The following is a 19,624-nucleotide window of genomic DNA, read 5'->3' as shown; positions in this document are numbered from 1 at the left end:
TGGTTGCCTATGCGCGCGGGGAATGGCAATCTATGTTGCGGTGCAGCAATTTTGGACGGCCAACCGAACTGGCCCGAGACATCCCCTGTCAGAGGAGCTGGACGATGCGAGAAATGTCTTTTGAACGTGGACGGGCGCCAAGGCCGGTCATCGTCTCGACGATGATGGGGCGCTGACTGCATGGCCTCGATCTTTCGCTTCCGATCGAGAGATCCGGCGCGCGACACGCAGACCGACACCGCGCGACTCGATCGCTTGGCGAAGCTGCTGGACCAGATCGCGGCCGAGGTCGAGGCGGAGAAGAACGGACTTGAGAACCGCTACAGGACAACGGCCACCAATGCCGCCTTCCTGGTCGAGGCCATGGAAAACGGGGCGGTCTCCTCCCGCAGGTCTTCCGAAGTTGGCGAACTGACGAGGTCGATCCTGAATTGCGAGCGGCGCATCGCTGCGCTCTCGCGCCAGAAGCAGATGATGAAGGATCTCCGTCATTCGCTGGATGAAATCTTCGAGGAGGATCGGCAGAACGGCCCAGACATAAGGACCGATTTTGTGAAACCCGCCGGTCCCGGCACAGGTTGAGCGAATATCCCGGAGTCGGCGCAATGGTTTTGGGCACGCTACACGGAGCCTAGGAGCGACAGAGGTCAAGATTAGCTTGTTTCGTCACGGTTCGAACGATCGCTTTGGGGGCGCACAGCACAAAGGTGAGTTTGATATGAACGCAGATCCTAAAAGCACGTCCACCCCGGCAACCGGCGGCACCCCGTTCACGCGCCCGATCCCAGGCAAGCTGCGGCGGCTCCGTTCAGACGGCGCGTTTCTGCTGATCGTTCTCGGCAGCCTGGTTGCGGGCCTGGTGCCCGTCCGCGCCCAGGATCTCCCAACCGCGCCGTCCTTTGTCGATGATTTCACCAGCCTCAGTCGCGCGCGCTGGTACATTTCCGACGGCTGGACGAACGGCAAGCATCAGAACTGCACCTGGTCCAAAAGCCTGATCGGCCTTTCCGACGGCATGCTGACGCTCGGTTTCGAGAAGCGCAAGCTGAAGGATCGCGAATTCGCCTGCGCCGAGATCCAGACCAAGCAGCGCTTCGGCTACGGCACCTACGAGGCGCGGATGAAGACCGACACGGGCTCCGGCGTCAACGCGGCATTCTTCAGCTTCGTCGGCGATGCCGACAAGCAGCCGCATGATGAAATCGACTTCGAGGTGCTGACCAAGGACACGTCCAAGGTCCAGGTCAACGCCTACATAGCCGGCAAGGGCAAGAACGAGAAGCTGGTCGACGTCGCCGGGGGCACCGACAAGGCCTTCAACGACTACGCCTTCGTCTGGGAAAAGGACCGGCTGCGCTGGTACGTCAACGGCAAGCTTGTCCACGAGATCACCGATCCGGCGAAGCTGCCCACCCATTCGCAAAGAATCTATTTCAGCCTGTGGGGCAGCGATACGATGAAGGGCTGGATGGGGCCGTTCTCGGATCCGGGCCGCAAGCTCGCCATGCAAGTGGACCGCGTTGCATTCACCGCACTCGGCCAGCCCTGCCAATTCCCGGAATCGCTGGCATGCAAAACGAACTAGAAGCGCATCTGAACCCGCCGGGCCGAAGGTGGTCCGAGCCCGAAGCTCGAACAGGCCCCGAAGCCTTGAACAGGAATGAAACCGAATGAATTTGACTGTCTTTGGAATCGGCTATGTCGGTCTTGTACAGGCGGCGGTGCTTGCCGAAGTCGGCCATCAGGTGGTCTGCGTCGACATCGATGCAAAAAAGGTCGAGCGGCTCAACCAGGGTCATGTCCCGATCTTCGAGCCTGGGCTCGAAAACATGGTCAAGGAGAACCATGCCGCCGGCCGCATCAAGTTCACCACCGACGCCGCCGCGGCGATCAAGCATGGCCAGATCCAGATGATCGCGGTCGGCACGCCTCCGGGCGAGGATGGTTCGGCAGACCTGAAATATGTGCTGGCCGTCGCCGAGGCCATCGGTCGTGAGATGGACGCGCCCAAGATCGTCGTCGGCAAGTCGACCGTGCCGGTCGGCACCTGCGAAAGGATAAAGACCAGGATTGCCGAGACGCTGAGGGCGCGCGGGCGCGAGGATCTGGCTTTCGACGTCGCCTCCAATCCGGAATTCCTCAAGGAAGGGTCCGCTGTGAGCGACTGCATGAAGCCCGACCGCATCATCGTCGGCACCAGCAACGAGGACACCGAGGCGGTGATGCGCGAGCTCTACGCGCCGTTCAACCGCAACCACGAAAAGATGATCGTGATGGACGTGCGCAGTGCCGAGTTTACCAAATACGCGGCCAATTGCATGCTGGCGACCAAGATCAGCTTCATGAACGAAATGGCCAATTTGGCCGAGCAACTGGGCGCCGACATCGAGGAGGTCCGCAAGGGCATCGGCAGCGACCCGCGGATCGGCTACCACTTCATCTATCCGGGCCTCGGCTATGGCGGCTCGTGCTTCCCGAAGGATGTGCGCGCCCTGATCAAGACCGCCGAAGCCATCAAGTTCGACGCCAAGCTGCTGCGTGCCGTCGAGGAGCGCAACAACCAGCAGAAGTCGGTCCTGTTCGAGAAGGTGGACCGCTATTTCAAGGGCAATCTCAAGGGCAAGACCTTTGCGCTGTGGGGCCTGGCCTTCAAGCCCAATACCGACGACATGCGCGAAGCCCCGGCCCGCACGCTGATGGAGGCGCTCTGGGCCGCCGGTGCCAATGTGCAGGCCTACGATCCCGAGGCGATGCAGGAATGCCAGGCGATCTACGGGTTGCGCGACGACCTGCAGCTGTGCGGCACCAAAGAGGCCGCTGTGCGAGGCGCCGACGCGCTCTTGATCGTGACCGAGTGGAAGAGCTTCAGTGCGCCGTCCTTCGATGCATTGAAGGACGCGCTGACCACGCCCGTCATCTTCGACGGACGCAACCTCTACGACCCCAAGGTCATCGCCCGCCACGGCATCGAATACCACAGCATCGGCAGAATGGCGGCGTGACGATAGGGCGGTCCAGCAAGGAGCCAGGTCCATGAAAGTTCTGTTTGCAGGCGGCAACGGCTACACGCCGCAGTTCAGCGGTGGCGTTCAGTCGAGCACGCACCATCTGGTCGAGCAGCTGCGCGAGCACGGTCATGACGCCTCGGTCCTGGCGGCACTGTTCGGTGATGGCATGTTCGGCTTCAAGGCGCGCGCCAAGATGAAGCTGCTTCGCCAGCGTGCGGTCATCGACAGCTATCCCGGCTATCCGGTCGTGCGGGCATGGTTTCCCTGGGAGGCGGCGCGCTTCGCGGTCGAACGGCTCGATCCCGATGTCGCCGTCGTGCAGTGCCACAAATCGGTGCCGATCGGAAAGGCGCTGCAGGCGCTCGGCGTGCCGCTGGTGGTCTATCTGCGGAACGTCGAATTCCACGAGCTGGCCGGCGACCTGCGCGAATTGCATTCGGCGCTTTATATCGCCAACTCCGAATTCACCGCGCGCACCTATAAGGAAAGGTTCGGCATCGACTCGACCGTGATTCCGCCGACCATCAATCCCGGGCTCTACAGCACCCCGACGACCGGCGAATTCGTCACGCTGATCAACCCTTACAATGAAAAAGGGTTCGAACTCGCCGTGCGCATCGCCGGCCAATGCCCCGAAATCCCGTTTCTGTTCGTCGAAAGCTGGAAGCTCGACGACGACCACCGGGCGCAGATCGAACGGACCATCGCGCCGCTGCGCAACGTCAGGCTGGAAAGCCGTACCAGCGACATGAAGACGGTCTATGGCCGCACCAAGATCCTGCTGGCGCCCAGCAAATGGGAAGAGGCCTGGGGGCGCGTGGCATCCGAGGCCCATTGCAGCGGCATTCCGGTCGTCGGGTCCCGCCGCGGCGGCCTGCCGGAAGCGATCGGCGCCGGCGGCGTTGTACTTGACTATGACGCACCGCTCGACGACTGGGTCGCCGCGGTCAGGCGGCTATGGAGCGACAAGGCCGAGTACGACAGGCTGTCGGCGGCGGCGCAGCTGTTTTCGGAGCGGCCGCAAATGAATCCAGACATTCAGTTCGCGACCTTCCTCGGTGTTCTCGACAACGCCAGGCAAGGCGCGCTGGAGCATGCCGCCTGATGCATTTCGTCCAAAACCATACACGTTGCCCAAAAGCCGGCTCTCGCGCCTGACCGGGGTGGGAGCTGCTTTGGGACAACGGCACGCACAACACCAGACGCTTGGGGCGCCTCGCACGGCGGCGACGGGCTTCAGCCCTCATCCGCGCGAGCAGATCGCCGACCGGCCTCGAAAGATCGTCCATTCGATGAAGATTTGCTTCGTAGTTGATAAGTTCCCCTCTTTGTCGGAGACCTTCGTCCTCGACCAGATAGAAGGGTGCCTCGAGCGCGGCATGCAAGTCGGCGTCGTCTGCAACGAGACGTCGTTCGGCAAGGACAGCAACATCGACGATCGCCGCTGGCAGGCGCTGCCTGGCAAGGTCGTCTGCTGGTGGGGCGGACTGGGGCGCTTTCGCCCGACGCTCAGGAGATGGTCGGGCAGGTTCTGGGATAAGCTCTCGACCGTTATCGACATCGCCTTTGCGCGCAAATTGCAGAACGCCGATGTGATCGTCGCGCATTTCGGCAATAACGGCATGCGCGTTGCCCGCGCCATGAAACGAGGCCGGATTTCCGCTCCTTTGGTAACCATATTCCACGGCCGCGATGTCGGCGAACCGCTGCATGACGACACGCTCGCGCGCTACAAGGTTGTTTTCGAAAAGGGCGTTCTCCAGCTGCCGGTGAACGCGTTTTTCCGCGACGCCCTGATCGGCGTCGGCGCGCCTGCCGCGCAAGTCATGGTTCACCATATGGGCGTGCGGCCGGGCGAGATCAGCTATCATTGGCGTTCCTGGGACCGGGACACGCTGTCCTTCATCTCGGTCTGCCGGCTGACCGAAAAGAAGGGCATCGAATTCGCCCTGCGCGCCCTCGCCGGCCTTCCGCGGCGCGACTGGGTCTATACGGTGATTGGCGGCGGCGAATTGCTGGAAGAGTTGAAGAAGCTCGCCGCAAATCTCGGCGTTGCCGACAGGGTGACTTTCCTCGGGCCGCGCCCGCACGCCGAGGTCAAGCAGCGCCTGCGCGACGCCCACGTATTCCTGCTGCCCAGCGTTGCTGCACAGGACGGCGATCTCGAGGGTATTCCGGTGGCGCTGATGGAAGCTATGGCCGCCGGGCTGATTGTTGTCAGCACCTATCACTCGGGCATCCCCGAGTTGATCGAGGATCAGGAGACAGGCTTCCTCGCACCGGAGCGAGACGTTGCGGCGTTGGCCCGCAAGCTTGTCTGGGTGGCCGAGAACCCGGACAAATGCGAGCGCATCGCACGTGCGGCGCGCCGCAAGATCGAGCAGGATTTCAACGCGGACCTGCTCAACGAACGTTTTGCGCAGATCGTTGCTCAACTGGCCGAAGCCAGGCGCCCGGCATGAACGCCAACCCGCCCCCCCAGTTCGGTCGCGTCGCTCTGCGCGGCGGCGTGGTGACGATCGGCGCGCAAGGCTTCAAGATGGCGATCCAGTTTCTCTCGGTCATCGTGCTTGCGCGTCTGCTGGTCCCCGAGGATTTTGGTCTCGTGGCTTCCGTCGGGCCGATCGTGGCCTTTGTCGGATTGCTTCAAAACCTAGGCCTGCAGCAGGCTGTGGTCCAGCGCAAGGACATCAGCACCGAACAGCTCAACCAGGTATTCTGGATCAGTGCGCTGGTTGGGCTGGGCAGTGCCGTGGTGGTGGCATGCCTGGCGCCCGCCATCGCCGCCTTCTACGGCGATCAACGCATGGTCGGGATCACCATCGGCTCTGCCTTGCCGCTGCTTCTTGGCAGCCTCGCCGCGGTGCCGCTGGCGCTGATGAACCGTCATTTGCGCTTTGGCCAGCTCGCGCTGAACGATGTGATAACCGCCGCTGCCGGACTTGCGACTACCGCAATCGCCGCCTATGCGGGACTGGGCTACTGGTCGCTGGTCATCGGCCCGGCGGTTTCGGCTGTTGTCGCGCTGGCCGCGGCATGGCAGGTGGCGCGCTGGACGCCGTCGCGGCCGGACCTGAAGGTCGATACCGACATATTGTCCTTCGGCGCCAATCTGACCGGCTTCAATCTGGCCAACTTCTTCTCGCGCAATCTCGACAACATCCTGATCGGAAAATATTCGGGCGCGATCGAACTCGGCTACTATGACCGCGCCTATAAGCTCCTGCTGTTTCCGCTGCAGAACATCAACCAGCCGCTGACACGCGTGATGGTGCCGCTGCTGAGCCGCATCCATGAGGACAAGGCGCGGTTTCGCGACATCTATGTGCGGACCAATTGGATGCTGGCGGCCATCACCATGCCCGGCATCGCGGCGCTGACGCTGACGTCGGACCAGGTCGTCGGGCTTCTCTTCGGCGAGCGCTGGACAGCGGTGGCGCCGATCTTCGCCTGGCTGGGCATCGCCAGCCTGATCCAGTCCGTCTCAAGCACCACCGGATGGATCTTCATCTGCCAGGGCAAGACCAAGACCATGTTCCACTGGGGCATCTACTCGTCGCTGACGACGGTCGCCGCCTTCATCATCGGCCTGCACTGGGGCGCCGTCGGTGTCGCCGCGGCCTACGCGATCAGCGGCTATATGCTGCGCGTCCCGGTGCTTGCCGTTCTTGTCCACCGGGTCGGCCCGGTGACCGCAGCCGACTTCCTGATCATGCAGGGGCTTTTCATCATGTCGTCGCTGCTTGCCTGGTCCGTCTACCGGGAGTTGCCCGTATCGCTGACCGGCCAGTCAGACCTGCTCGCGGTGGTCCTGGCGGTTGCCCTCAATTATTCGATCGGCCTGATCCTCATGCTTGCCCTTCGCCAGTCGCGCAGTGCGTTGTTCACCACGCTTTCCAGCGCCATGCGCAACGCCCGCTAGGTAGGCAATAACCGGCCTCAAAAGCTCACCTGCCGACATCGCCGACGCATGCTCCTCAAGCACTGCCTGAAGGCTCGTCCTGCGATAGAGGTCGAGATTGGCGGTAAGTCTGCCGAGCTTCTCGCTCGCTTCCTCGGGCGTTACCGTGTCGATGTCGAGCAGCAGGTCGGCGACGCCGATCCGCTTGGCGAGTTCCTTGGTCTTGAATTCATAGGCGATCGGCAGCACCGGCGTGCCGACGCAGAGCGACATGATCATCATGTGCATGCGCGTCGCGACGACGAAGTCGAAGCCTTTCACCAGGGCCATCAGTTGCTCCGGCGTGTGGAACGAAGCGTCCACGCTCACATGCTTGGCGATCTCCGGATCGAGTTCGGCAACGATCGCCCGCGCCGTCTTGGAATCGTCATGGGCGTATTCCGGCACGCCCTGGCAGGTAGAGACGAAGGTCACCTGCTTGGCGTGGTCCCTGACCAGGATGGTCGCAATCTCGCGGATCGAGTCGATGTAGCGGCGCATGCCGCCCTCGCCGTCGCTGACATAGTTCCAGTGACGGACGGAAATGGCGACGCGGCCGGTGACAGTCGCCGACTGGCCGGAGGCCAGAAAACTTCCGATCCTGTCGGTATCGGCCAGCGCAAAGACGGCGTCGGCCACGACGTGGCATTTGCCGGGGTCTTTCACCATGTCCACAATGTGGCCTCTCGAACGTTCATCGCGCAGCAGGATGAGCGGGCTCCGGTCGAAGATCGGGCTCAACTCCTGGCGATTGTAACTTTTGTTGAACGGGCCGAGCGATTGCGTGAAGAAGACCGGGTCCTTGCCCAGAATCGCGTCGATCCGGAATTGATTGAGGCGCCGTTCCAGATTGTAGGTCTCGACGAGATAGGTTCCGCCTGTCGTGACCACGAGGTCGGCGTCTTTGTAGATCTCGAGACCACGGCGATTGCTTGAGCTGAACAAACGCCCGAGAACGCCGCGGATGCCGAACCGCCGCAGGGCATTGAGTACGAGCCGATTGTAGATCGGCTTGAACAGGTTCTTCAGCCCACTGCCGTATTTGTAGCGGAACAGCGATTCCGACAGCAGCTTGTGGAATTCGAGATCTGGATACTCCTTCTTCGTGTAGAGCCTCGCCGCCACCTCCGGCTGGCTGTCGAAGACGTAGAACTGGATATCGTCCTGCACGATCGTCTTGAAAACATGGCGAATCGCCAGGAGAATCGCTGCGTCTCCGGTATTCAGGCAGACGGTGTTTTCAACCGCGATCTTCATTGAATGACCTCATTTCGTGAGTAGTCCCGCGGTTCGGTCGACGGATGCCGAGGTGCGGGTTGGCCGAAAATGCTGCACGCCAAGGATGGTCCTCGCGTCGTGATTATTGGCGCGCAGCCCAATGGCAGGGCCAACGCGCGGTCCATGCGGCCCAAGCAGAGCGAGATTAACCCATCGATTTTGCAGTGCAACAAAAAATGTGGATCTTTGCTACGCTGCAACCAAAAATGTTGCGATGCAGCAAGAGCTGTACTAGCATTGTCGCGGGCGGGCCAACAGCGGTCGAGTTTTCATGCTGCATGTCTTGTACTTGGTACACGACGTCTCCGACCCGGCAGTGCGCCGGCGGATCATAATGCTCAAGGCAGGCGGCGCCCAGGTTACGCTGGCGGGCTTTCGTCGAACGGCAAGCGCGGTTGCTGATGTCGAGGGCTTGCAGCCGATCGATCTCGGCCCGACGCGTGATGGCCGATTCGCCCAGCGTCTGGCGGCGATCATGAAGGCGGTGGTCTCGACCGGCTCCAAGCTGGGTTCAATGCAACGGCCCGACCTCATTATCGCGCGCAATTTGGAAATGCTGGCGCTTGCCCGGCGGGCCAGGTCGGCTTTCCAGGCAACGGTGCCGATTGTCTACGAGTGCCTCGACATCCATCGTCTGCTGCTTCGCGACGATCCGCTGGGCTGGGCGATGCGCGGCGCAGAACGCTTCCTGGCCAGGGATGTGAAGCTTCTGGTGACCAGCTCTCCGGCCTTCATCGCCAATTATTTCAAGCCGTTCGGACAGATTGCCGCGCCGGTCGAACTGCTCGAAAACAAGTATTTCGAGCCAGCCGCGGCTTCCCTGGATGACCGCATGACGGAGGAGAATCCCGTTGCGCCGCCTTGGCGAATCGGCTGGTTCGGGGCGCTCCGCTGCCGCCGCTCCCTGGAGCTTCTGGCCGAATTTTCGCGCCGCCTCGACGGCCGCTTCGAAATCGTCCTCAGAGGCCGCCCGGCGTTGTCCGAATTTCCCGATTTCCACGGTTTTGTTGAATCGGAACCCTGGCTCTCGTTTGGCGGACCCTATCGCAATCCGGAGGATATGGCGGCGATCTACCGCGAGGTTCACTTTTCCTGGGCCATCGACTTTTTTGAGCAGGGCCTGAATTCCGAATGGCTGCTGCCCAACCGTCTCTATGAGGGCTGCCGCTTCGGAGCCGTGCCGATCTCGATGGGCAACACCGAGACCGGCCGGTTCCTCGATCGGCAAGGCATCGGCGTTCTTTTGCCAGAAGCCACGCCCGAGGCGCTCGAAGCTGCCCTCGGCACCATGGAGCAGCATCGGTTCGAGACATTGAGGGCACGTGTTCTCGCCCGCAATCCGCGCACCTGGAGCTACGACCGCGCCGATTGCCGGGCGCTCGTCGAAAAACTCCGCGGCCTTGCCGCGGCGCCCGGTCCATATGCTGCCGAAGCATTGGCATAGAAGGACGGCCGATGACGCAAACCGAAACGCTCCCATCCTGCATGATCGTGGTTCCGTGCCTGAACGAAGCGCCCCATATCGGCGCGTTGCTTCGAGAGCTCCGCCCTGCGGCCAAGAGGCTGGGCGCCGTGATCATCGTTGCCGATGGCGGCAGTACGGACGGCACCAGGACGATCGTCGCGGATATCGCCGCAAAAGATCAGCGGGTGGTCCTGCTCCACAATGAAAAGCGTTTGCAGAGCGCGGCGATCAATCTCGCCGTTGCCAGGTTCGGGGAGGGCGTCGACTATCTCATTCGCATCGACGCGCATGGCGGCTATCCCGCCGACTATTGCGACCGGCTGGTCGAAGAAGCGCAGGCCACCGGGGCGGATTCGGTCGTCGTCTCGATGCTGACCAGTGGCAGCGGCATGGTGCAGAAGGCGGCGGCCGCGGCCCAGAATTCCAGGCTCGGCACGGGCGGCTCCAAGCATCGGCACCTTTCGGCGGGGGAATGGGTCGATCATGGCCACCATGCGCTGATCCGGATATCGGCCTTCACCGCGGTCGGCGGCTATGACGAGACGTTCAGCCACAATGAGGATGCCGAACTCGACTATCGGCTCCGTCAGGCCGGTTACCGGATCTGGATGACCGGTAAGACACAAATGGTCTACTACCCGCGCTCCTCGCTGAAGGGCCTCTATTTTCAGTATCTCGGCTATGGCCGCGGCCGGGCGAAGAACGTTCTCAAGCACCGCATGATCCCGAAGATCCGGCAGATGGTGCCGCTTCTGGTGTTTCCCGTGGTTCTTCTCGCCGCCTTTTCCTTCGTCCACTGGCTGGCGGCCGTGCCGCTTTTGCTATGGGTCTCGGTCTGCCTTGGCTACGGCTTCTGGACCGCGGTCAGTCAGCGCAAACCCGACATTGCGCTTGCCGGGGTCTCGGCAATGGTCATGCATTTCGGCTGGTCGGTCGGCTTCTGGCTGCAGCTGCTAGCACCGCGACCGCAGCGCGGGGTAGCGTGATGGACCCGGTCAAGAAAAATCGAAGCATCGATATTTGCGTCTGCACATTTCGCCGGCCGGAGCTTGTCGACACGCTCCGCTCCGTAGCAGCCATGGATATGCCCGCGGGATTCGATGTCGGTGTCATCATCGCGGACAACGACGATACGCCGACGGCCGAAACGCTGGTCGCCAAGCTAGCGGGGGAGTTGAAGCTGCCGGTGACCTACCGGCACGCCCCGGCCCGCAACATTTCGATCGCGCGCAACGCTTGCCTCGATGCCAGTGCGGCGGATTTCGTCGCCTTTATCGACGACGACGAGACGGCCACCGCTGGCTGGCTTGCCGAACTGGTGGCGGCGGTGGAAGCAACTGGTGCTGCGGCCGTGCTCGGGCCGGTGCAAGCCCGTTACCTGCCGGATGCGCCCGACTGGATGCGCAAAGGCGATTTCCACTCGACCTCGCCGGTCTGGGTGCGCGGCGAGATCCGCACCGGCTACACCTGCAACGTCCTGCTCAGAATTGGCGCTGAGAGCCTGCGCGGCCGGCGCTTCAGCCTGGCACGTGGCCAGACCGGCGGCGAAGATACGGAATTCTTCGACCAGATGGTCAAGGCCGGCGGCAGTATCGCCTTTTCGCCAGAGGCTTGGGTCGATGAAGTGGTGCCGCCTGCCAGGGCGGCATTCGACTGGCTCGGCCGCCGCCGGTTCCGCGTCGGGCAGACGCATGGTCATCTCCTGGGGCGCAACGCGCGCGGCCTTGCCCGGCTCAAGCAGGTCGGCATTGCCGCGGCAAAGGCCGGCTATAGTTTCCTGTCGGCAATTCCGGTCGCCATCGACCCCGTCCGACGGAACCGCAGCGTCCTTCGCGGCATTATGCATGTCGGCGTCGTCAGCGGCCTCGTCGGGGTTCGTGAAATCCGCCAATACGGCCTGTCCTCGCCGCAGCAAGGGGGCAAGCGTGCAGCCTGACGTGAGCTTCGTGATTGCCGCCTACAATGCCGAGGCGACCATCGATCGGGCGATTGCCAGCGCCGTCGCCCAGCGCAATGTCAGCCTCGAGGTCATCGTCGTCGACGACAAGTCGCGCGACCGGACGCTCGACCTGGCGAGATCCTACCCCGAAGACATCGTACGCGTTGTCGCGCTTGAGCAAAACCGTGGGCCTGGCGGCGCCAGGAATGCCGGCCTTGAGCTTGCCCGCGGCAGGTGGGTAGCGGTTCTCGATTCCGACGACGCGGTCTATCCCGGGCGAATCTGCACCATGATCGAACGCGCGGAAAAAGCCGGCGCCGAGATCGCGGTCGATAATCTGCAGGTCGTTCGGGAGGACGGCGTTGCGGAAGAGACGATGTTCCCGGCCGACTATCTGGAAGGGCTCAGTGAAATCTCGCTGGCGGATTACATCGGCGGCAATGTCCTCTTCGAATCGAGGTTCAATCTCGGCTATCTCAAGCCGATCTTCCAGCGCCGGTTCCTGAACGAGAACGGGCTTCGTTACGATGAAAGCCTGATCATTGGCGAAGACTACATCCTCCTGGCCAGTGCTCTGGCCAAAGGCGGCAAATGCGTGGTCGAGCCGACGACGGGCTATATTTACCACATTCGCACCGGTTCCATCTCCCGGGTGCTCGAACTTCATCACGTCGAGGCGATGCGCCGGGCCGATGCCACCTTCGCCGCGACCCATTCCATGGATGCTGCGGCCGCGGCGGCGTTCGCCAGGCGCGCTCGCAGCCTGCGGCGGGCGGCATCATTCCTGTCGCTGGTTCAGCACATCAAGGCGCGGTCCCCGCTCAAGGCGATATGGACGGCGCTCAGCGATCCGGCGGCGGTTCGGCATATGAGCATGCCGATCGCCGTCCGGCTGCGAAGGGTAGCGGCACAGTTTGCCGTGGTGGCGGGGAGGTAAAGGGCTGCAGGCGAATGAAGACAAATTTCGCCGCCTGCGACAGGGTTGAAATCGATCTCCTCAGAAGGAACATGCAATGAAAAAAGTCAGGAAGGCAGTCATACCGGTGGCGGGGCTTGGAACGCGGTTCCTGCCGGCGACCAAATCCATGCCGAAGGAAATGCTGCCGGTGGTCGACAAGCCTGTGGTGCAATATGCGGTGGACGAGGCATTCGAGGCCGGCATCGAGCACATCGTCTTCGTCACCGGCCGCAACAAGGCGGTGATCGAGGACTATTTCGATCTGCATCCTGAACTGATCGGAACCCTGGAGCAGAGCGGCAAGAAGGCGCAGCTCGAATCACTCGAGAGCCTGCTTCCCGTCGCCGGCGCGACGAGCTTCATCCGTCAGCAGTCGCCGCAAGGCCTCGGCCACGCCGTCTGGTGCGCGCGAGAGGTCATCGGCGACGAACCTTTCGCGTTGCTGTTGCCGGATATGGTGTCCTTTGGCGGGCGAGGGTGTCTTGCCGAAGTCGCCGATCTTTATGCGCAGACTGGCGCAAACGTTATCGCCGTCGAGCGTTGCGATCCGACCGAGACCAACAAATACGGCATTGTCGGGCGCGGCGCGGATGTCGGCACCGGCTTCGAGGTGACGGCCATGGTCGAAAAGCCGGCACCGGCCAACGCGCCGTCGAACTTCTACATCAACGGCCGCTACATCCTGCAGCCCGAGATATTCTCGCTGCTGGGCAGCCAGCAACGCGGCGCCGGCAACGAGATCCAACTGACCGACGCAATGGTGCGTCTCGCACAGACGCAGGCCTTCTTCGCCCAGCCTTTCAACGGCCGCATGTTCGACTGCGGTTCGAAGGAGGGCTTCATCCAGGCCAATGTCGCTTTCGCGCTGGCGCGTGAGGACATGAAGGGTCCGATCTTCGAGATGCTGCAGGAATTCGTCCGGTCGCATCAGCGTCGGGAAGAAGCCGCATAATGTCCATTTTTTCGAGGCATTGTGGGTGCGGCTGATGACGCAGGACAGGCCGTTGCGCCGCGCGTAACGCGCACTGTCCGGCGCAAGGTTTGCACCCTATGTGCCGATCTTCGAGGCGGTAGCGCCTGCAAACTAGAATTGGACCGAAGATGAACTATGCCAATTTTCCTGTCGACAAGAGGACGCCATTGCCGACTTCGAGTGCGGCAAACGCCGAAGACTTCATCGACATCGAGCGTCTGCTTGGCATGGCCGCGCGGCAGGCGAAAGTGGTTGCCGCCTGCGCCATCATCGGTCTCTTTCTCGGCGTGCTCTATTTGCAGACCACGCCTCCTACCTATGTGGCGACGAGCAGCGTGCTGATCGACGAAGGATTGAACAAGGTCGTCGACGATATTTCGGCGGCGTCGGTCAGCATGCAGACCGACTCCGCCGTTCTGAGCCAGATCGAAATTCTACAGTCGGCCAGGCTGGCGGGGGTGGTCGTCGACAAGCTGAAGCTCGATCAGAACGACGCTTTCATGAACCCTCCGACATCGGCCCTGTCTAAGGTCGCAAGCTTTGTACGCGGTATCATCCAGTCTGTCCGCCCCAAGCGCGCCGCGAGCACAACCGATGTCACTCAGCTTGATGCCGCGACGCGTGACGCGATCACCGCATCGTCGTCGTCCCGCGACTACGCAATCTTCAAACTGCAGAACCAACTCGATGCCGAGCGGATCGGCCGAAGCTTTGTCATCAGCATCTCCTTTCAGGCGACGGATCCGGCGCTTGCGACCGCCATCACCAAGGCCTATGCCGACGCCTATCTCGCCGATCAGCTTGATGCCAGCTTCGACGCGACCGAGCGGGCGGCTGTCTGGCTGCAGGGCCGGCTGACCGAGCTTCGTGAGAGCTCCCAGGCGGCCGCACTGGCGGTCGAAAAGTTCAGGGCCGAACATGGATTGGCCGTCAATGACGGCCAGCTGATCAGCGACAAGCAACTGTCCGATCTCAACACTCAGCTGATCGTCGCACAGGCCGATACCGCACGTGCCGGCGCCCGCTATCAGCAGTACAAGTCGATCGTCGAAAGCGGGTCGGACAATGCGTTCAAGGACGCCGCGATATCGAACGACCAGCCGAGCAGCTCCGTCATCACGACGCTGAAGAACCGCTATCTCACAGTCGCCAAGCGGCAGCAGGACGTCGAAGCCAATTTCGGCCCGCAACATCCGCAGGCCGTCGCGCTCGCCAAGGAGAAGGCCGACATATCGGCGCAGATTTTCGGCGAGCTGAAGCAACTGACCGAAAGCTACCGCAACGAATACGAGGTCGCTCTGGCGCGCGAAACCGCGCTCCGCGCAAATGTCGCCCTGGCGGCAGGCAAGAGCTCCATCGACAACCAGTCGCAGGTCAAGCTGCGTGAACTGGACCAGAAGGCGACGGCGCTCTCGACACTCTACCAGACATTCCTGAACCGCTATGAGGAGGCCGCCCAACAGCAATCCTTCCCAGTCGGCAAGATCCGGGTCATCTCGGACGCGACGATGCCACAGTCGGCCGCAACCCCGCGAACGGCCATCGTGCTGGGGCTTTCGCTGGCGCTTGGCATAATGATGGGGGCAGGGGTTGGTGGTCTGAATGAATTCAGGGAACGCTTCTTCAGGACCGGCGAGGATGTGCGCGACCGTGTCGGCCTCAAATTCCTCGGCTATCTCCCGGTCATCGGCAAGGCTGGCAAGGATGACCAGCGCAATGGCGGTCAGCCTGACGTCAAAGTCGTTGAATCCAAGACCGTCAAGTCCTCCAAATCCCAGCCCTCCAAAACATTGTCGGCAGCCGAAAAACGTGCGCGCATGCGGGTAACCGTCGATGCACCGGCATCGATGTTCTCCGAGACGCTGCGCAACGCAAAGATCGCCTTCGACGTCGTGATAGAAGGCCAGGGCAGCCGGGTCATCGGCGTGGTCTCGGTGCTTCCGGGCGAAGGCAAGTCGACGGTGGCGGCCAATCTTGCCGGGCTGCTTGCCGCCAACGGATCGAAAACGCTGCTGATCGACGGCGACTTGCGCAATCCCGGCCTCAGCCGCAGCCTCGGCATGGAGGCCGAGCAGGGCTTGATGGAAGCGGTGGTGAGCGGGCAGACCTGGCAGTCGGTCGGCAAGATCGACCGGCAGACCAAACTGGCGATCATCCCGGCCGTCCTGCGTGGCCAGTTTTCGCATACCAGCGAGCTTCTGTCTTCGGCCGGCATGCGGCGCTTCATCGACAACGCGAAGGAAACCTTCGAGTACATCATCGTCGATCTGCCGCCGCTCGGGCCCGTCGTCGACGCCAAGGCCTTCGCTCCGCTTGTCGACGGCTTCGTGCTGGTCACCGAGTGGGGACGCACGCCGCGTGCGATGGTGCAATCGATGCTCAGCTCGGAACCCTACATCGCGAAGAAGATCATTGGCGCGGTCCTGAACAAGGTCGAGCTGAAGAAACTCGCCAAGTATGGCGCGATCGGCGGCTCGGAAAAATTCTTCGACAAATATTCGAGCTATTATCTGGAAAAATCGGAAGCGCGCACAAAGGCGGCTGCCTGAGTGCGGTCCGCGCGTTTCGAGCATTTTTGCACCGAAGCGGAATCACCCGGCGTCGCAAAGATCTATTAGGGTGTTGACATTCTGAGATGCTTGCTGATGAAGCTAAGCCTCTCCAAGCCTCTGCGCACTTCCGGCGCCCTCATGAAAAGCCGCCACAACAGCCCTGTACGATGGTTCTCGATCATCGCGATGATCGGCCCCTGATTGATCGCCAGATAGGTTCGGGAGTACCAGTTGCGGCTTTCGCAAAACGCGTCAACAAAGCCGAAGCGGCCCCATATGCGTTTTCGAGGCTTGCCCAGGAAGCCACGCAGTGCGCGCATCGCCTCCGCCGGGGCATAGGGAAAGCTCGACAGGGCAGCAGACGGAGTGATCACGCCAAAGTCCCTGTCGGGTGCATGCGCGACGTATCCTCGCGGCCCATGGCTCGCGGTCAGACCCCAGCAGTCCGGTCCATATCCCAAATGGCTATGGGGATTGCGAACGCAATGCCGATAATTGATCTGCGTATGACTGACGTTCTGTTGCCAGTAATCGGCGTAGCGGTCACTTAGGCCCCGGGGATCGAGCCCGCAGAAAGAATAGTGCGAAAAGAAGAGCGGGCCACCAGAATTCATTCCCAACGGCAGCACGATCCCGTCATGGTCGCGCCCGTTTCGAAAGCCAGGTCCTACAGCAAAACCCTCGTGATAGATTCCCGGATCAATAGGGTGGCGCGCCGATCCCGCCGCCAGCACGAAAGTGAGCAGGCATTCGTTCCAACCCCTGATCGGGCTGTCCATCGCCCAGCCAAAATTAGGGCTCCAATGCCACATGAGTTGCCGAGCGCCGCGTGTAAACCAGTTCCATTCGGCCTGTAGCAACAGCGCGTCCACGCGCTGGCGCAGGCGCACTTCGCCAGTTGTCATCCCGGCGAAATACTCACGGGCGCAAATCAGACCCTGAAACAGGAAGGTGGTTTCGACGAGATCAGCGCCGTCGTCCTTGCGACGAAACGGGATCGTCGCACCAGTTCGCCCGTTGATAAAATGCGGAAAAACGCCGTGGTAGCGCGGGGAGTTCTCCAAGAAATCGAGCATGCCGTGCAATCGCAGCAAAGCCACGGTGCGGTCGATCCATCCCCGCTCGACCGCAACGATGATGGCTGCAATGCCAAAACCGGCCCCCCCGATCGTCACCAGATCGTTGGCAGGATCACCTGTGGTCTTTTGCCGGTCGCGGGCAAGACCGCTGACGGGATGCGCGCCTTCCCAGAAATAGCGCACCGTCTGCCGCTGCACGACATCCAACAGCGCATCATCGTCGAGCTCGAGAGTATTTTCCGGGAGGTCGAGTGCTGGAATCATCGAGCCGGTGTTAGTGCCTCGGGTGTCCTAAGGCCATTCCTAAAACAATTGTGCGCACGGACCGGCCGCTCACTCGTGTCAGGCCGATTCAATTCGCGACAGGTGCCTGGCGACCCGGTAGAAAGAAAATCAAGGGGAAACAGCCCCTGGATTGGCCTCGAAGCCTATGTTCCATCCCATTGCGAATATCGAAGACGCGCAGACGCTGGCACAGGCCATCGTCAATACGATGGTCGAACCCTTCCTCGTTCTCGATGAGAACTTTCGCGTGCTGGCGGCCAACCACTCCTTCTATCAGACCTTCAGGGTCGACCCCGAGCAGACGCACGGCTCGCTGCTCTACGCGCTGGGCGACGGCCAGTGGGACATTCCAGCGCTTCACCTGCTCTTGGAGACGATCATTCCCGAGAAGACCGCCATGGACGGCTTCGAGGTCGAGCATGATTTCCCCGATATCGGCCGGCGCACGATGCTGCTCAACGCGCGGAAGGTCCTTTACGACCACAGTTCAGCCGCGACCATCCTGCTCGCCTTCAATGACATCACGGCGCGCCGCGCCATAGAAAGGGAAAAGGAAGAACTTCTCGGCCGCACCGAAGACCTGCTGCGGCAGAGATGTGCTGCTGCGCGAAATGGAGCACCGGGTCGCCAACAGCTTGCAGATCATCGCCAGCATTTTGCTGCTGAAGGCCCGGTCCGTCACCTCAGATGAAACGCGGCAGCACCTGAAGGATGCCCATCAACGCGTGCTGTCGGTAGCAGAAGTGCAGCGGCATCTCCATGCCTCAACCGGTGCCGACGAAATCGAGGTTGGTTCTTATCTGTCGAAGCTTTGCAGTAGTTTGGCCGCTTCGATGATCGGGGAAGCACAGGCTATTGCTGTAAACGTTATGGCGGAAAATGGAAGGATAGACTCCCAGAAGGCGGTCAGCCTTGGCCTGATCGTGACCGAGCTCGTTCTCAACGCCATCAAGTATGCATTCTCGACAGAAAAGGTCGATGCGCTGATCTTGGTGACCTATGAGACCGATGCTGAGGATTGGAAGTTGACCGTATCGGACAACGGGTGGGGCAAACCCGTTCGCGACATTCCAGGTGCGGGACTGGGGACAGCGATCGTGGAGGCGCTTGTTAAACAGCTTGAAGCACGCATTGACACGGTCACGGGCAATACTGGCACGACGATTGCCATTACCAGAGCGACGTTCACGTCGCGGATGCCGAAAGCAGCATAGTTTGGTGCTTGGCATGCGTTTCAAGCGGCTGTTCCGAATATCGCCTTGAAGGTCGTGTCCCCTCAGGTGGTGTAGCTCGAACGTTGCGAAGCCGCTCGCGAGCGGCTGCCGCTGATGTTCCTATTCTCTGTGCTATAGGTTCCGTTTAATTGAAGAAGAAACCAATGCAGCGGACGGTGACAGTAATCGAGAAAATTACGGGCCGGGTGATCGGCGCGTATCCGATCGATCTTTCGGGCCAGGATCACCAGACTTCCGATGATCAGTATTTTGCCAGAGCGTTCGAAGCCGCCGTCGACGGCGGCCTCATTGCCGAGGCTGAAGCGCACGCTGTCGAATTCCGTCTGGAATAGACACTCAAGCCGAGATCCACGCTACTTTCGCTTTTCCATCGCCGCCTTGGCGCCGCTACGAAAACCCCGCGCGATGCGAGGTTGTTGATGCGGTCAAAAACCTTACGTTTCAGTACGGCGAATTACACTGCTGCCGAGGGCCATAGCTAGGCTGGAATGTATCGTCTGAAGCTCGATAGCTCCGGTATCGGTCGTAGCACCACTGTACATGCGAATCGCCGCGATCGACCGGGTTCTGGTTGTTGTTAATGATCACGCCGCTGATCACCGCGCCGGCAGCGAAGGCCGCCAGAGGAAACCAGTAGTCACCATGACGGCGATAACCGCGATGGTATTCACGATAGCCGCGATGACCGATCCAGTTTACGCCATCGTTGCGCGAAAAATTGCGATTGCGGTTGGATTTCCGCTTCATCCACGGCTTGTAGTCGACCGTCGCCACATATCTTGTTCATAAATCTCCTTTGAAGGAATGGTTGATATCCCTTCTCGGATTTAAAACGATTTAAAGAGGTTAAGGTTCTGTGGCGTGCCAGACAGCCTTCGACACCGCCAGCCAGGCTGTTCGAATCACTTGTCA

At 61.3% G+C, this 19,624-nt stretch carries 14 protein-coding genes and 3 pseudogenes; 14 read left to right on the top strand and 3 right to left on the bottom strand.

Features of this window, described 5'->3' with window-relative positions; translation table 11 throughout:
* The first annotated feature begins 180 nt into the window (after positions 1-180).
* The 6 genes from NKH91_RS25465 to NKH91_RS25440 all read left to right on the top strand — a co-directional run bounded on the left by NKH91_RS25465 (position 181) and on the right by NKH91_RS25440 (position 6,930).
* The gene (locus tag NKH91_RS25465; protein WP_023717989.1) at positions 181-582 is read left to right on the top strand and encodes a hypothetical protein; all 402 of its coding nucleotides are present in this window, start codon (positions 181-183) and stop codon (positions 580-582) included.
* 136 nt (positions 583-718) lie between these two features.
* Positions 719-1,585 carry an endo-1,3-1,4-beta-glycanase ExoK gene (gene exoK, locus NKH91_RS25460; protein ID WP_352483971.1) on the top strand — a complete coding sequence of 289 codons (867 nt, stop codon included), beginning with the start codon at positions 719-721 and terminating at the stop codon, positions 1,583-1,585.
* An 85-nt stretch (positions 1,586-1,670) separates the two neighbouring features.
* On the top strand, positions 1,671-3,002 hold the full coding sequence (locus NKH91_RS25455) for a UDP-glucose dehydrogenase family protein (protein WP_352847835.1): 1,332 nt from the start codon (positions 1,671-1,673) through the stop codon (positions 3,000-3,002).
* A gap of 31 nt (positions 3,003-3,033) precedes the next feature.
* Positions 3,034-4,113: a glycosyltransferase gene (locus tag NKH91_RS25450; protein ID WP_023717986.1), complete on the top strand. Its 1,080-nt coding sequence runs from the start codon at positions 3,034-3,036 to the stop codon at positions 4,111-4,113.
* Between the two features lie 70 nt (positions 4,114-4,183).
* Complete coding sequence (locus NKH91_RS25445) at positions 4,184-5,470, top strand: glycosyltransferase (RefSeq protein ID WP_245278534.1); 1,287 nt, start codon at positions 4,184-4,186, stop codon at positions 5,468-5,470.
* A complete protein-coding gene (locus NKH91_RS25440; RefSeq protein ID WP_023717984.1) occupies positions 5,467-6,930 on the top strand; it encodes a lipopolysaccharide biosynthesis protein in 1,464 nt (487 codons plus the stop codon). The genes NKH91_RS25445 and NKH91_RS25440 overlap by 4 nt, the downstream gene beginning before the upstream one ends.
* A gap of 222 nt (positions 6,931-7,152) precedes the next feature.
* On the opposite strand, the pseudogene NKH91_RS25435 reads toward NKH91_RS25440, so the two are convergent.
* Positions 7,153-8,205 (bottom strand): annotated as a pseudogene (locus NKH91_RS25435) (polysaccharide pyruvyl transferase family protein); the annotation flags it as partial.
* Positions 8,206-8,497: 292 nt separating this feature from the next.
* Here NKH91_RS25435 and NKH91_RS25430 point away from each other — a divergent pair.
* The 6 genes from NKH91_RS25430 (at position 8,498) to NKH91_RS25405 (ending at position 16,110) form a co-directional block, all read left to right on the top strand.
* Positions 8,498-9,670 carry a glycosyltransferase family protein gene (locus NKH91_RS25430; RefSeq protein WP_023717982.1) on the top strand — a complete coding sequence of 391 codons (1,173 nt, stop codon included), beginning with the start codon at positions 8,498-8,500 and terminating at the stop codon, positions 9,668-9,670.
* Between the two features lie 11 nt (positions 9,671-9,681).
* Positions 9,682-10,677, top strand: a complete 996-nt coding sequence (locus NKH91_RS25425) for a glycosyltransferase family 2 protein (protein ID WP_352483973.1) — start codon at positions 9,682-9,684, stop codon at positions 10,675-10,677.
* A complete protein-coding gene (locus NKH91_RS25420; protein ID WP_023717980.1) occupies positions 10,677-11,627 on the top strand; it encodes a glycosyltransferase family 2 protein in 951 nt (316 codons plus the stop codon). Before NKH91_RS25425 ends, NKH91_RS25420 begins: the two co-directional genes overlap by 1 nt.
* Positions 11,617-12,567, top strand: a complete 951-nt coding sequence (locus NKH91_RS25415; protein WP_023717979.1) for a glycosyltransferase family 2 protein — start codon at positions 11,617-11,619, stop codon at positions 12,565-12,567. The genes NKH91_RS25420 and NKH91_RS25415 overlap by 11 nt, the downstream gene beginning before the upstream one ends.
* Positions 12,568-12,643: 76 nt before the next feature.
* Positions 12,644-13,540 (top strand): UTP--glucose-1-phosphate uridylyltransferase GalU, encoded by an 897-nt coding sequence (gene galU / locus NKH91_RS25410; RefSeq protein ID WP_352483974.1) that lies wholly within the window; start codon positions 12,644-12,646, stop codon positions 13,538-13,540.
* A 149-nt stretch (positions 13,541-13,689) separates the two neighbouring features.
* The gene (locus tag NKH91_RS25405) at positions 13,690-16,110 is read left to right on the top strand and encodes a polysaccharide biosynthesis tyrosine autokinase (protein ID WP_352548918.1); all 2,421 of its coding nucleotides are present in this window, start codon (positions 13,690-13,692) and stop codon (positions 16,108-16,110) included.
* A 65-nt stretch (positions 16,111-16,175) separates the two neighbouring features.
* Here the strand turns inward: NKH91_RS25405 and NKH91_RS25400 are convergent, their stop codons facing one another.
* Positions 16,176-17,456 (bottom strand): glucoamylase family protein, encoded by a 1,281-nt coding sequence (locus tag NKH91_RS25400; protein WP_023717977.1) that lies wholly within the window; start codon positions 17,454-17,456, stop codon positions 16,176-16,178.
* 166 nt (positions 17,457-17,622) lie between these two features.
* Here NKH91_RS25400 and NKH91_RS25395 point away from each other — a divergent pair.
* Both NKH91_RS25395 and NKH91_RS25390 read left to right on the top strand, forming a co-directional pair.
* A pseudogene (locus NKH91_RS25395) lies at positions 17,623-18,691 on the top strand (sensor histidine kinase).
* Between the two features lie 149 nt (positions 18,692-18,840).
* Positions 18,841-19,044: a hypothetical protein gene (locus tag NKH91_RS25390; protein WP_352951015.1), complete on the top strand. Its 204-nt coding sequence runs from the start codon at positions 18,841-18,843 to the stop codon at positions 19,042-19,044.
* A 109-nt stretch (positions 19,045-19,153) separates the two neighbouring features.
* Here the strand turns inward: NKH91_RS25390 and NKH91_RS25385 are convergent.
* Positions 19,154-19,486, bottom strand: a pseudogene (locus NKH91_RS25385) (BA14K family protein); the annotation flags it as partial.
* Positions 19,487-19,624: the final 138 nt, after the last annotated feature.

Source organism: Mesorhizobium sp. M0894, from assembly GCF_040319725.1.
Taxonomy (GTDB): domain Bacteria; phylum Pseudomonadota; class Alphaproteobacteria; order Rhizobiales; family Rhizobiaceae; genus Mesorhizobium.
Note: the sequence above shows the minus strand (reverse complement) of the source record. Positions and strands in the feature narration are given on the sequence as shown.

Excerpts from the sequence above, each read along its gene's own strand:
- NKH91_RS25465 (WP_023717989.1), top strand. The coding sequence starts at position 181 with ATGGCCTCGATCTTTCGCTTCCGATCGAGAGATCCGGCGCGCGACACG.
- exoK (WP_352483971.1), top strand. The coding sequence starts at position 719 with ATGAACGCAGATCCTAAAAGCACGTCCACCCCGGCAACCGGCGGCACC.
- NKH91_RS25455 (WP_352847835.1), top strand. The coding sequence starts at position 1,671 with ATGAATTTGACTGTCTTTGGAATCGGCTATGTCGGTCTTGTACAGGCG.
- NKH91_RS25450 (WP_023717986.1), top strand. The coding sequence starts at position 3,034 with ATGAAAGTTCTGTTTGCAGGCGGCAACGGCTACACGCCGCAGTTCAGC.
- NKH91_RS25440 (WP_023717984.1), top strand. The coding sequence starts at position 5,467 with ATGAACGCCAACCCGCCCCCCCAGTTCGGTCGCGTCGCTCTGCGCGGC.
- NKH91_RS25430 (WP_023717982.1), top strand. The coding sequence starts at position 8,498 with ATGCTGCATGTCTTGTACTTGGTACACGACGTCTCCGACCCGGCAGTG.
- NKH91_RS25425 (WP_352483973.1), top strand. The coding sequence starts at position 9,682 with ATGACGCAAACCGAAACGCTCCCATCCTGCATGATCGTGGTTCCGTGC.
- NKH91_RS25420 (WP_023717980.1), top strand. The coding sequence starts at position 10,677 with ATGGACCCGGTCAAGAAAAATCGAAGCATCGATATTTGCGTCTGCACA.
- galU (WP_352483974.1), top strand. The coding sequence starts at position 12,644 with ATGAAAAAAGTCAGGAAGGCAGTCATACCGGTGGCGGGGCTTGGAACG.
- NKH91_RS25405 (WP_352548918.1), top strand. The coding sequence starts at position 13,690 with ATGAACTATGCCAATTTTCCTGTCGACAAGAGGACGCCATTGCCGACT.
- NKH91_RS25400 (WP_023717977.1), bottom strand. The coding sequence starts at position 17,456 with ATGATTCCAGCACTCGACCTCCCGGAAAATACTCTCGAGCTCGACGAT.